Annotated in this window: 14 protein-coding genes; 8 read left to right on the top strand and 6 right to left on the bottom strand. The window is 72.7% G+C overall.

Annotated elements, in window-relative coordinates; translation table 11 throughout:
* Positions 1–141 precede the first annotated feature (141 nt).
* Both RAN62_RS03395 and RAN62_RS03390 read left to right on the top strand, forming a co-directional pair.
* Positions 142–942: an HU family DNA-binding protein gene (locus RAN62_RS03395; protein WP_305782926.1), complete on the top strand. Its 801-nt coding sequence runs from the start codon at positions 142–144 to the stop codon at positions 940–942.
* Between the two features lie 146 nt (positions 943–1088).
* On the top strand, positions 1089–1535 hold the full coding sequence (locus tag RAN62_RS03390; protein ID WP_305782925.1) for a hypothetical protein: 447 nt from the start codon (positions 1089–1091) through the stop codon (positions 1533–1535).
* Here RAN62_RS03390 and RAN62_RS03385 read toward each other — a convergent pair.
* The 4 genes from RAN62_RS03385 to cofC are packed head-to-tail and all read right to left on the bottom strand — an operon-like array spanning position 1492 to position 5624.
* Complete coding sequence (locus RAN62_RS03385; protein WP_305782924.1) at positions 1492–2385, bottom strand: NUDIX hydrolase; 894 nt, start codon at positions 2383–2385, stop codon at positions 1492–1494. The genes RAN62_RS03390 and RAN62_RS03385 overlap by 44 nt on opposite strands.
* The gene (locus tag RAN62_RS03380; protein WP_305782923.1) at positions 2382–4703 is read right to left on the bottom strand and encodes an RNA degradosome polyphosphate kinase; all 2322 of its coding nucleotides are present in this window, start codon (positions 4701–4703) and stop codon (positions 2382–2384) included. Before RAN62_RS03380 ends, RAN62_RS03385 begins: the two co-directional genes overlap by 4 nt.
* 45 nt (positions 4704–4748) lie before the next feature.
* On the bottom strand, positions 4749–4946 hold the full coding sequence (locus tag RAN62_RS03375; RefSeq protein WP_305782922.1) for a cold-shock protein: 198 nt from the start codon (positions 4944–4946) through the stop codon (positions 4749–4751).
* Positions 4947–4955: 9 nt separating this feature from the next.
* Positions 4956–5624 carry a 2-phospho-L-lactate guanylyltransferase gene (cofC, locus tag RAN62_RS03370; protein ID WP_305782921.1) on the bottom strand — a complete coding sequence of 223 codons (669 nt, stop codon included), beginning with the start codon at positions 5622–5624 and terminating at the stop codon, positions 4956–4958.
* A gap of 112 nt (positions 5625–5736) precedes the next feature.
* On the opposite strand from cofC, the gene RAN62_RS03365 reads away from it, so the two are divergent.
* From RAN62_RS03365 to RAN62_RS03350, 4 genes are read left to right on the top strand one after another with little or no spacing between them, the layout of a single operon-like run.
* Entirely contained in the window at positions 5737–6489 is a 753-nt protein-coding gene (locus RAN62_RS03365; protein WP_305782920.1) for a lysophospholipid acyltransferase family protein, read from the top strand.
* Positions 6486–7481, top strand: a complete 996-nt coding sequence (locus tag RAN62_RS03360; RefSeq protein ID WP_305782919.1) for an NAD(P)H-dependent glycerol-3-phosphate dehydrogenase — start codon at positions 6486–6488, stop codon at positions 7479–7481. The genes RAN62_RS03365 and RAN62_RS03360 overlap by 4 nt, the downstream gene beginning before the upstream one ends.
* Entirely contained in the window at positions 7478–8581 is a 1104-nt protein-coding gene (locus tag RAN62_RS03355) for a cystathionine gamma-lyase (RefSeq protein WP_305782918.1), read from the top strand. The genes RAN62_RS03360 and RAN62_RS03355 overlap by 4 nt, the downstream gene beginning before the upstream one ends.
* Positions 8578–8955 carry a hypothetical protein gene (locus RAN62_RS03350; RefSeq protein WP_305782917.1) on the top strand — a complete coding sequence of 126 codons (378 nt, stop codon included), beginning with the start codon at positions 8578–8580 and terminating at the stop codon, positions 8953–8955. The genes RAN62_RS03355 and RAN62_RS03350 overlap by 4 nt, the downstream gene beginning before the upstream one ends.
* Here the strand turns inward: RAN62_RS03350 and RAN62_RS03345 are convergent.
* Both RAN62_RS03345 and RAN62_RS03340 read right to left on the bottom strand, forming a co-directional pair.
* Positions 8940–9548 (bottom strand): DUF3515 family protein, encoded by a 609-nt coding sequence (locus RAN62_RS03345; RefSeq protein ID WP_305782916.1) that lies wholly within the window; start codon positions 9546–9548, stop codon positions 8940–8942. The genes RAN62_RS03350 and RAN62_RS03345 overlap by 16 nt on opposite strands.
* 3 nt (positions 9549–9551) lie before the next feature.
* Entirely contained in the window at positions 9552–9785 is a 234-nt protein-coding gene (locus RAN62_RS03340) for an Lrp/AsnC ligand binding domain-containing protein (protein WP_067505352.1), read from the bottom strand.
* A 165-nt stretch (positions 9786–9950) separates the two neighbouring features.
* Between RAN62_RS03340 and RAN62_RS03335 the strand changes: the two genes are divergently transcribed.
* Together RAN62_RS03335 and RAN62_RS03330 are read left to right on the top strand one after the other, a co-directional pair.
* Positions 9951–10889, top strand: a complete 939-nt coding sequence (locus tag RAN62_RS03335) for a thiamine-phosphate kinase (RefSeq protein ID WP_305782915.1) — start codon at positions 9951–9953, stop codon at positions 10887–10889.
* A gap of 181 nt (positions 10890–11070) precedes the next feature.
* Positions 11071–11532 (top strand): GNAT family N-acetyltransferase, encoded by a 462-nt coding sequence (locus RAN62_RS03330; protein WP_305782914.1) that lies wholly within the window; start codon positions 11071–11073, stop codon positions 11530–11532.
* The last annotated feature ends 608 nt before the right edge of the window (positions 11533–12140 follow it).

Genomic DNA, 12140 nt, shown 5'->3' with positions numbered 1-12140 from the left:
CCAGCGAATGTTTGTGTCTGCTGGTCAGCGGGCATACGGTGCGCGCAGAATGGCTCGCATTGGGCCGATGATGCTTGTTCACGAGGATGGCAACCTCCTGCGTGGCCGCAAGCGTCAGTTCTCACGTTCGGGAGGAAAACCGTGAACAAGGCCGAGCTCATCGAGGCGCTCGCCGCCCGACTGGGGGACCGGAAGACGGCTACGGCTGCTCTGGATGCGGTCATCAGCGAGGTGCAGACCGCCGTCACCAAGGGCGACCGGGTGGCCATCACCGGTTTCGGAGTCTTCGAGAAGCGCGCTCGTAATGCGCGTACGGCGAGGAATCCACGCACCGGCGAACCAGTCAAGGTGAAGAAGACGTCCGTCCCCGCTTTCAAGCCCGGCACGGGCTTCCGGGAGATGGTCGCCAGCGGCAAGGTGGCCAAGGCCACCGCCGCGAAGAAGACCACCGCGGCGGCGAAGTCCACTGCTACCAAGGCGGCCCCGGCCAAGGCCACCGCCACCAAGACCACCGCGGCCAAGGCCACCACCGCCACGAAGGCGGCGCCGGCCACCAAGACGGCCGCGGCCAAGAAGACCACGGCGACCAAGGCCACGGCGGCGAAGTCCACGGCCGCCAAGGCCACCACCGCGACCAAGGCGGCGCCCGCCACCAAGACGGCCGCGGCCAAGAAGACGACGGCGACCAAGGCGGCTCCGGCCACCAAGGCCACCACGTCCACCGCCACGAAGGCCGCCGCGGCCAAGAAGACCGCGGCGACCAAGTCGGCACCGGCGAAGTCCGCGGCCACCAAGTCGACGACGACTGCGGCCAAGAAGACCACCGCGACCAAGTCGGCCCCGGCCAAGAAGACGGCGACCGCCACCAAGGCCACCGCCACCAAGGCGGCCCCGGCCAAGAAGGCGACCGCCCGCAAGTCCGCGGCGAGCAAGACCCGCTGAGCAAGGCCCGCTGAGCGGGATCGGCTGAGCGAGACCCGCTGAGACCGCCTCAGCGGGCCCCGTAGCGACGAAAGGCGTCCACCCCAGGGTGGACGCCTTTCGCGTGTTCCGGCGGCACTACGGCCGCTGTGTCTACCGTCCGCAGCATGGAGACCAACAGCCGCCCGCGCGGCCTGGTGGGCCGGGCCCTGCTCGCGGCCGTCCTCTTCGCCGTCGCCGTGGTGCCGGCCTGGGCCCTGGGCGACGCCGCCGAGCGGTGGACCGGCTGGGCCCTGCTGGACTGGCTCGTCACGTGCCTGCTGACCGGCGCGGCCGTGGGCTGCATGGCACCGCACGGCTCCTACCGCCGGCGGGACGCGGTGCTCGGGCTCGTCCCGCTCTACGGCTGGTATCTGGTCGCCGTCCTCTCCTGGCGGCTGGCCCTGCTTCCGTTGCGTGACTGGGAGCCGCGTGCGGACGAGCTGTGGCGGGCGCGCTGGCTGACCGGTGACCTGGTGGGTCACTGGCGCACCGACACGGTGCCCCCGCCGGCCCCGAGGAGCCGGCCGGTCAGATCTGGCTCAGCCCCGCGAGCCGGTCGCCCGACCAGGTGAGCACCCAGCCGCCGCCCTTGGGCGTCTTGTAGGGCGCGCTGTCCGGCTCGTCGCGCAACTGCGCCAGGACGCCCGGGATCACCTTGCCCTGGCTGCAAATCGCGGCGCGGTCGCCCGTACGCAGATCATGCAGGCGGGTCGTCGCGGCCTTGACCGACTCGGCGACCCGCTCCGGGGTGACCTCGCCGTCGGGCGGCTCGGCGAAGGCGGCGTCCTCCTCGACCGGCAGGCCGAGCGCCGCGCCCAGTGGTTCCAGCGTCTGCCGGCAGCGCAGGGGCGTGGCCGCGTGCAGCCGCCGCGGCTCGAACAGAGCAGCCACCGCGCGGATCGTCTCGGCCTCGGCCCGGCCGCGTTCGTCGATCGGGCGCAGGACGTCGTCCCCGGCGAAGTGCTTCCGCTTGCCGGCGTGGGCGTGCCGGATCAGCAGCGTCACGCCGGTCACCGGAGGCAGCGTCGTAACGTGATCGACGAGGTCGCGGTCGACCTGATAGGTCAGCCGGGCCACCGCGTCGGCCGGCGACAGCCACACCACCGCGTCGACCTCGGTCGGATCCATCGGGTCGGCGGCCGGGCCGTCATCGGCGCGCATCAGCCAGAAGTCGACGGTCTTGGGCACGCCGTTGGGCATCGTGTAGGCCACCTGCGGCAGCCGCAGCTGCGGCTCGGCCCGGACGCCGGTCTCCTCCAGCACCTCGCGGACCGCGGCGACGAGCGTGTGCTCGGAACCGTCGAGCTTGCCCTTGGGCAGGACCCAGTCCCGCAGGTACGGCCGGTGGACGACGCAGATCTCGAAACTGTCACCCGCGGGACGCCAGACGACGCCGCCCGCGGTCCGGACTGGTTTGGTCACGCGGGCCGGACCGCCTTGCCGAGTGTCTGGCGCAACAGAGCCTCCTGGAGGTGGACGTGCGGGTCGCTGGGCGTCGACGCGCGGCGGTGCCAGGTGCCGTCGCCGGACAGGTCCCAGGCCTCGCTGTCGTCGCTCATCGACAACTCCAGCACATTGCGCAGGTCGTCCTGCGCGGAGGGCAGGGTCACGCGCACCAGCGCCTCGACGCGGCGGTCGAGGTTGCGGTGCATGAGGTCGGCCGAGCCGATCCAGTATTCGGCGTCGTCGCCGGCGCCGAACCGGAAGACCCGCGAGTGCTCGAGGAAGCGGCCGACGATCGAGCGCACCCGGATGTTCTCCGACAGGCCCGGCACGCCGGGACGCAGCGCGCACATGCCCCGGATGATCAGGTCGACCTGCACGCCGTCCTGCGAGGCGCGGTAGAGCGCGTCGATGCTCTCCTCGTCGACGAGCGAGTTCACCTTGAACTGCACGAGCCCCCGGCCACCGGCCCGGGCGATGCGCGCCTGCTCCTCGATGCGCTCGATGAGCCCCTTGCGGACGCCGTGCGGCGCCACGAGCAGCCGGCGGAAGTTGGTCTGGCGCGAATAGCCGGTCAGGACGTTGAACAGGTCGGTGACGTCGGCTCCCACCTCGGGGTCGGCCGTCAGCATGCCGAAGTCCTCGTACAGGCGGGCGGTCTTGGGGTGGTAGTTGCCCGTCCCGATGTGGCAGTAGCGCCGGATCTGGTTGCCCTCCTGCCGCACGACCAGGGCGGTCTTGCAGTGCGTCTTGAGGCCGACCAGGCCGTAGACGACGTGGCAGCCGGCCCGCTCGAGGGTGCGCGCCCAGCCGATGTTGGCGACCTCGTCGAAGCGGGCCTTGACCTCAACCAGCACGACCACCTGCTTGCCCGCGGCGGCCGCGTCGACCAGGGCGTCGACGATCGGGGAGTCGCCGCTGGTGCGGTAGAGCGTCTGCTTGATGGCCAGCACGTTGGGGTCGGCGGCGGCCTGCTCGATGAAGCGCTGCACGCTCGTCGAGAACGAGTGGTAGGGGTGGTGCACAAGGATGTCGCACTCGCGCAGCCGGTTGAAGACGCTGCGGGGCACCTCGCCGTCGGCCAGCTGCGGGTGGGTCGCCGGGACGAAGGGGCGGTCCTTGAGGTCGTCGCGGTCGCAGTCGGCGAAGACCTGCCACAGGGCCGAGAGATCGAGCAGCCCCGGCACCCGCAGGACGTCCTCGTCGTTCATGTCCAGCTCGCCGGCGAGCAGGTCGAGCACGTGGTCGCTGATCGAGGCGGCGACCTCCAGGCGTACGGGCGGGCCGAACCGCCGCTGCGCCAGCTCGCGCTCCAGGGCCTGCAGCAGGTCCTCGTCGCGGTCCTCGTCGACCTCGACCTCGGCGTTGCGGGTGACCCGGAAGACGTGCCACTCCAGCAGCTGCATGCCGGAGAACAACTGATCCAGGTGTACGGCGATGAGCTCCTCGACCGGCAGGAAGCGCACGCCCCGGCTGTCGTTCTGCACCACGACGAAGCGCGGCACGTTGTTGGGCACCTTGATCCGGGCGAACCGCTCGCTGGCCGCGTCGTCGGGGTCGCGCAGCACCACGGCGAGGTTGAGCGACCGGCTCGAGATGTAGGGGAACGGATGCGCCGGGTCCACGGCCAGCGGGGTGAGGACGGGGAAGACCTGCTCGCGGAAGTAGGTCCGGAGGCGCTCGCGGTCGGCGGCGTCGAGCTCGGCCCACTTGACGATCTCGATGCCTTCGGCCGACAGCTTGGGCCGGACCTCCTCGCCGAAGCAGGCGGCGTGCCGGGTGACCAGGTCGGCGGCGCGCTCGGTGATCATCTCGAGCTGGTTGCGCAGCGAGACCCGGTCGCCGCCGCGCATCGGCAGCCCGGCCTTGAGCCGCCGCTTCAGACCGGCGACCCGCACCATGTAGAACTCGTCGAGGTTGCTCGCGAAGATGGCGAGGAACTTGGCCCGCTCGAGCAGCGGGGTGCCCGGGTCCTCGGCCAGGGCGAGCACCCGCGCGTTGAAGTCGAGCCAGGACAGCTCCCGGTTGAGGAAGCGGTCCTCGGGCAGCTCGGGGCGGTCCGACTCCTCGTCGATGCCGCTGGAGCCTTCCCAGAACTCGGCGCCCGGCACCACGTCACCGCGCTCGGTGGCGGGCAGCTCGCCGGCGGGGGCCGGGGTGGCGGACACGGGCTCGATCGCGCTGGGCAAGTCCATCTCCTTTTCCGCCACCGCCGCACCGCTCAGCTGCTCCTCACGGGGGAGGAACCTGCCGTTGGGGCCGCGACGGCGTGAGGGGTTCCGGTGCGGGGTGGTCATGAATCCATCATTCCCCGTTCGAGGTGAACAGGAAATGAACGAAGCTCATGAGATTCCGGGAAGTTGGACCTTGGTCACAGTGGTGTCGTCGCTGGTGGTCACGGCGACCCGCTGCCCGAGGCGGAGCAGGCGCAGCCCGGAGGCCCGGAAGGCCTCGGCCCCGAACGTCAGCTCCGTGCCGTCGTCCAGCAGCAACGTGCCGGTGTGGTCCCGCGGATCGAACGTCGCAATCGTCCCCTGCATGCCATGACGCTACAAGGACGGGCCCGCGCTCACCGGAGAAGCGCTGCACTCCGTGACGAGTCCGAGATCACGTAGCAGCGCGCAGGTGTGAGCGCCGGCCCCCAGGGTCAGCACGGTCCGCAGATCGGCCGCGGTGTCGACGTCCTGGCGCAGCCCCGGCCACGGCCCGCCGAGCTCCGTGGCGCCCGACGCGGCGTGGGCGCGGGCGGAGCCGGGACCGAAGCGGGGATCGAGCGCGGCGCCCGCCCCGGCCGTCAGCAGCACCGTCCCGGTGCCGGCGGCGTCCGGCAGGAAGGAGCGCCCCGGGCCCGCGGCCAGCAGCGCCGCACCCAGCTCCTCGGGCCGCAGCGCGGGCAGGTCGCCGGTGAGCACCGCCCGTCGCCGGCCCGGCCCGGCGACGGCGTCGGCCCCGAAGCGCATGGCGGCGTTGAGGTCGCCGCCGGGATCGGGCACCACCCGGGCACCCAGGGCGTGCACGGCGGCGGTGACGCGCGGGTCCGCGGTCACCACGAGCACCTCACCGACCTGGGCGCAGGCCGTGACGGCCGTCACGGTGTCCAGGACCATGGCCAGCGCCAGCTCCTCGTGACGGGTCTCGGCCACCGCGCCGCGTAGTCTGCTCTTGGCCGTGGTGAGGCGCTTGACGGGTACGACCGCCGTCCAGTCCGCTCCTGACACGATCACCATCCTGCCACCGGCGCTCCCGGTTCGTCCGGCGCCGGACCCGCCCTGGCTCACCCGGGCGCGGGCAGGCATGATTTCGACCGGGTGTGGCAGACGAGGAGGCACGGTGGCGCAGCGCAAACTCGGGTTCTGGCGGCGGCTGGCGGTGTGCCTGGTCGTCCCCACGATGCGGGTCTGGACGAAGCCCCGCTGGAGCGGCATGGAGAACATGCCGGCGGGCGGCGGCTTCATCGTCACGCCCAACCACGTGTCGCAGTTCGACCCGCTCGTGGTGGCGCACTACCTTTACGCGTCCGGCCGCTGGCCGCGGTTCCTGGCCAAGGCGAGCATCTGGAAGATCCCGGTGGTCGGCTTCCTGCTCGACAAGACGTTCCAGATCCCGGTCGTGCGGGGCAGCGTCGAGGCCGCCAAGTCGCTCGACTCCTCGATCCAGGCCCTGCGCGAGGGCGGCGTCGTCGTCATCTATCCGGAGGGCACGACGACCCGTGACCCCGACCTGTGGCCGATGCGCGGCAAGACCGGCGCCGCCCGGCTGGCGCTGGCGACCGGCGCCCCGGTGGTGCCGATGGCCCAGTGGGGCTCGCAGCGGATCCACGACGTGCGCACCGGCAAGATCTCCTTCAAGCCGCGCGTGCCGGTCAGCGTCGTCGCGGGCAAGCCGGTCGACCTGAGCCGCTGGGAGGGCGAGGCGCCGACCCGCGCCGTGCTCGAGCAGATGACCGAGGCCCTGCAGTTCGCCACCCGCGACCTGCTCGCCGAGCTGCGCGCCGAGCCCGTGCCCGGCGGCGAGCTGTGGAACAGGCCCGCCCGCCGGTCCGGTGGCGAGTCCGCCGGCGGTTCGACGGAGCTGCCGGCATGACGCGCGCGGCGATGCTGGGCGCCGGGGCCTGGGGCACGGCGTTCGCGAAGATCCTGGCCGAGGCCGGCTCCGACGTCACCATGTGGGCCCGCCGCGAGCCGGTCGCCGCGGGCATCCGTGAGCGGCACGTCAACGAGGTCTCGCTGCCGGGGGTGAAGCTGCCCACCCGCGTCACGGCCACCAGCGACCTCGGCGAGGCCGTGGCGGGCGCGGAGTTCGTCTTCCTGGCCGTGCCGTCGCAGACCCTGCGCGGCAACCTCGCCGACTGGGCGCCGCACCTGCCCGGCGACGCGACGCTCATCTCGCTCATGAAGGGCATCGAGCTCGGCACCACCAAGCGGATGAGCCAGGTCATCGTGGAGACGGCGGGCGTCGACCCGGACCGCGTGGTCGTCGTGTCCGGCCCCAACCTGGCGCCCGAGATCGCCGCCGAGCAGCCCGCCGCCACGGTGGTCGCCGGCACCGACCCGGGCCGGGCCCAGGCCGTGCAGCAGAGCATCGCGCTGCCCTACATCCGGCCCTACACCAGCGACGACGTCATCGGCTGCGAGATCGGCGGCGCGGTCAAGAACGTCATCGCGCTGGCCTACGGCATGGCCTCCGCGATGGGCCTGGGCGACAACACCAAGGCGTCGCTCATCACCCGCGGCCTGGCCGAGACCACCCGGCTGGGCGTGGCCCTGGGCGCCGACCCGATGACCTTCGCCGGGCTGGCCGGGCTCGGCGACCTGGTCGCCACCTGCTCGTCGCCGTTGTCCCGTAACCACACGTTCGGCGAGCACCTGGGCCGCGGCGAGTCCCTCGAGGAAGCGCAGCGGGCCACCAAGCAGACCGCCGAGGGCGTCAAGAGCTGCCTCGCGATCCGGGACCTCGCCCGGGCGCACGGCGTCGAGATGCCGATCACCGAACAGGTCGAGCGCGTGTGCCACGAGGGTGTGGACCCGCGCGTCGCCGTGAAACTGCTGATGGGCCGGGAGATGAAGCCGGAGTGAGTGACAAGGGCGATGGCACGCTGGTCGTGCACGCGGGGCTGCCCGAGCCGGTGCCGGGCGAGCCGTTCCTGCCGGGGCCGGTGTTCGCGGCGCCCTATCACCTGGACCCGGTGACCGGGCCCACCGAGAACGGCTACGGCCGCCCCGACAACCCGACGCGACGCGCGCTGGAGTCGGCGATCGGCGAGCTGGAGGGCGGGGCCGTGCGGGCCTTCGCCACCGGGCAGGCCGCGATCACGGCGCTGTTGCTGTCGGTGCTGAAATCGGGCGACACCGTGGCGCTGCCCGCGGACGGCTACTTCACCGTGCGGGCGTTCGCCGAGGGGACACTGCGGGACCTGGGCGTCAGCACCGTTCTCGTGCCCACCGCCGGGCCCTGTCCGAGCTTCGACGGCGTACGGCTGGTGCTGCTGGAGACCCCGGCCAACCCGGGCCTGGACGTGTGCGACCTGGCCGCCGTGTCGGCCGCCGCCCACGCCGCCGGTGCGCTTGTCGCCGTGGACAACACGACCGCGACGCCGCTCGGGCAGCGGCCGCTGGACCTGGGCGCCGACCTCGTGGTGGCGTCCGGCACCAAGGCGCTGACCGGGCACTCCGACGTGCTGCTGGGCTATGTCGCCGCGCGGGACGAGGAGCTGCTCACCGGGGTCACGACGTGGCGGGCGCAGACGGGCGGCGTGCCGGGGGCGTTCGACTGCTGGCTGGCCCACCGGTCGCTGGCCACGCTCGACCTGCGGCTCGCCCGGCAGACCGCCAACGCGGCCGCCGTGACGGCGCTGCTGGCCGGTCGCGACGACGTGACCGGGGTGCGGTGGCCGGGGCTGGAGACCGATCCCTCGTACGAGATCGCGCGCGCCCAGATGCGCCGCGTCCCCGGCATCGTGTCGTTCGACCTGGGCAGCGCCGAGCGGGTCGCCGCGTTCCTGGGTGCGTCGGAGCTCGTGTTCGCGGCCACGTCCTTCGGCGGCCTGCACACCACGGCCGACCGCCGGGCGCAGTGGGGCGACGACACGCCGCCCGGGTTCGTCCGGCTCTCGTGCGGGATCGAGGACGAGGCCGACCTGCTGGCCGACCTCACCAAGGCGCTGGACGCCGCGTGACCGCTGAGTGGGGCAGTTTCACGGGGGCTCAGGTCGAGGCGCTGGCTCAGGGGGAGAGCTTCTTCCTGGCCCCGGGCGAGCGGGAGTGCCCGGCGTGCGGCAAGCAGGCGGTCCGCGCCTATGTGACGGCGCCGGAGAACGCCAAGCGGCCCACCCTGGTCTCGTACGTGTGGTGCACCGCGTGCCACCGCTTCGTCGGCACCCGGGCCAAGCACCCGGCGGGCCTGATCTTCTCCGACCCGCTGGCCGGGCTCTCCGTCGCCGAGCGGCGTGAACTGGAGGGGAGCCTGGTCGGCTTCCTGGAGCACCTCGACCGGTTGTGGGACGACGGGGTGCTGCCCCAGACCTTCACGGCCGATCAGACGCAGCCGTAGGGGACGCCGCTGGTGCGGGACTTGACGGTCTCGACGATCGGGGTGGAGAACTCGTTGGCCCACTGGGCCGGCTGCTCGTACACCTTGGGCACCGTGACCTGGACGGCAACCTCGCGGTCCATGGTGGTGAAGACGGTCGCGGCGCTCTGCTGATCGGCGAACCAGCAGACCTGGTCCATGTTCATGAGCTCGGTGTCCATGGGGACGCAGCCCCGGGTGTCCGTCATCGACACACAGGTGACCGGCTGGGTGACCCCGCAGGCGACGGTGACGGGCGGCTCCCCGTAGGCGGCGTTCTGCTCGGGGCCGGCACTGACCTGGCGGCTGCCCAGGTCACGCAGCTGGTTCGGCAGCTGGGAGGTCACCGCGAGGCAGACCTCCTTCTGCCGCGCCGAGAGCGCGGGCGCCGCCATCGGCACCGGGGTGCTGGGCAGGACGGACGGCTGGGTGGCCGACGGCTGGGCGGCCGGCTCCTTGTCGTCCGGCGTGAAGGCGGACACCGCGAAGAACGCGACGAGCACCGCCACGGGCACGGCGACCACCGTCGCCCAGAGAGCCGCGCTGCGGGCCGTCCGGTCCTTCTCCTCGGTCATGGATCAGAGGTTTACCACGGAGCAGGTGACGGTCCTCGTGATGCCCGGCACGTACTGGATTTTGCTCACAATCATCCGGCCGAGCTCGTCGACCGTGTGCCCCTCGGCCAGGACCACGACGTCGTACGGGCCGGTGACCGCGTCCACGCGCACGACGCCCTGAATTTTGTCGATCGCCGCGGCCACGTCACGGGCCTTTCCGACCTCCGTCTGGATGAGGATGTATGCCTGGACCACGACTGACTCCTATCCGCAGCGACGGCGACCCTCCGGCGCGGTGCCTTCCCCGGCGGCGCCGGGACCCTCCGGCGCCGGAGACTCGAACGTGAAACTACAGTACGGAACGCCATCCTTGCGGCGCGCATCGCTGGCCCGGTTCGCCCGGAAAGGAATGATCATCACGTGAGCATCGCTGAAGCCGGCGAGTTCGGCCTGATCACGCGGGTCGTCAACCGCCTCGGCGGCGGCCCGGCGGTCCTGCTCGGCCCCGGCGACGACGCCGCCCTGGTCGCGGCGCCCGACTCCCGGGTCGTCGCCTCCACCGACGTGCTGGTCGAGGGCCGCCACTTCCGGCGCGACTGGTGCGGCGCCGCCGACGTCGGCCACCGCGCCGCCGCCGCCAACCTCGCCGACATCGCCGCCATGGGCGCCCGCCCGACCGCGCTGCTCGTCGCCCTGTGCGTCCCGCCGGACCTCGACGTGGCCTGGGCGGAGGAGCTCGCCGACGGCCTGTCGGACGAGGCCGCCCGGGTGGGCGCGAGCGTCGTCGGCGGCGACATGTCCGCCAGCCCCACGCTGACGATCGCCGTCACCGCGCTCGGCGACCTCGGGGGGCGCGCGCCGGTGCTCCGGTCCGGCGCGCAGCCGGGAGACCTGGTCGCACTGGCCGGGCGTACGGGCTATGCGGCGGCTGGTTACACGGTGCTCTCGCGCGGGTTCCGTACGCCCAAGCTGCTCGTCGAGGCGTACCGGCGACCGGAGGTCCCCTACGCCGCCGGCCCCGAAGCCGCCGACCTGGGCGCGACGTCCCTCATCGACGTGTCCGACGGCCTCCTCCAAGATCTGGGCCACGTCGCCACGGCCAGCGTCGTGGGCATCGACCTGCACCGGGAGGCGTTCGCCGTGCCGACCCAGATGCGGGACGCCGCGTCCGCGCTCGGCGTCGACCCCTATGTGTGGCTGCTCGCCGGGGGCGACGACCACGCGCTGGCCGCGACGTTCCCGGCGGGGACGGCGCTGCCCGAGGGGTGGCGGGCCGTCGGCAGCGTCCATGACGGGACCGGGGTGACCGTCGACGGGAAGCCTTGGCAGGGTGGGCTGGGCTGGGATCACTTCCGCTGATCGGGTTCCTGTTCCGCTCTTCCGTCTCCGTCCCGCGCCTCATCTGTCTTCTCGGCCTCTTTCGCCTTCTTAGCCCCTTCCCCCTTCTCGGCCTCTTCTGCGTTTTCTCCCGGCGGCCGATTCGTGGGGGTGCTCACGGGTGGGCGCGGGCGGATCGCCCGGTCGGCTAGCGTGGGTGGACGTGGAGAAGATCAACATCCGCGAGGCCCGCTACGACGAGCCCGCGGCCCAGGCCCTCGTCACCCTCGCGATGGCCGAGCTCAGCAAGAGGTACGGCGGCAGCGGCGACGACACCCCCGTCGACCCGGCCGACTTCACGTCCCCGACGGGCGCCTTCCTCGTGGCCAGCGACGAGTCGGGCCGGCTGCTCGGCTGCGCCGGCTGGCGTACCCACGGCAAGGACGCCGAGCTCAAGCGCATGTTCACCATCGAAGCCGCCCGCGGCCGAGGCGTGGCCCGCCAGGTCCTCGCCGCCATCGAGGACTCGGCCCGCCGGCGCGGCTATGAGCGGGTGATCCTCGAGACGGGCGACAAACAGCCCGAGGCCATCGCCCTGTACGAGAAGTGCGGCTACGAGCGCATCGAGGACTTTGGCTACTACCAGGGTGAGGAAGGCGTACTCTCCTACGCCAAGCGCCTCTGACCAGCCCCCGTCCGGCGACGCCGAAGCGCTGGGGTCGGCGGCGCATCGAGCCGCAGCGCAGTAAGTAGTGCCGGACCCGCCATCTGCCGGGCTGTCGGCGCGGTGGGCGGGCCGAAGCCGAGGTCGGGACGGGCCGCACCACGCTCGGCGTGGGTGGTGCCCTCGACGCGCGGCAGCGTGTTCGGCGTGCGGGGGCGTGCTGCCGTGGCGACGGCGCGCTGGCGTGCTGCGGGATGCTCAGCGTGTGGCGAAGAGCTCGGCTTGCGGCCCCCGCTCGGCGCCGAGCGGCGTGCTGGCGTAGTGCGGCGCGGCTGGCGTGGGGCGGTGTGCTGGCGTAGTGCGGCGCGGCTGGCGTGGGGCGGTGTGCTGGCGTAGTGCGGCGCGGCTGGCGTGGGGCGGCGCGCCGGTGTGGGGCAGCGCGCCGGCTTGCGGCGGTGTGCTCGGCGGACGTGGCGCCGTCGGGCAGCCGGCAACACACATAGCCGTCGAGTGGCCGGCAACACACGTAGCCGCCGGGTCACGGGGACCCGGCGGCTACGGTGGTGTCTTGGCCGGACCGGCACCGGGGACCGTCGCTCGCGGGCGACGCTCCGCCGGACTGGTGTCAG

The organism is Symbioplanes lichenis (genome assembly GCF_030709675.1).
Lineage (GTDB): Bacteria > Actinomycetota > Actinomycetes > Mycobacteriales > Micromonosporaceae > Actinoplanes > Actinoplanes lichenis.
This window is presented reverse-complemented; position numbering and strand designations above follow the sequence as displayed.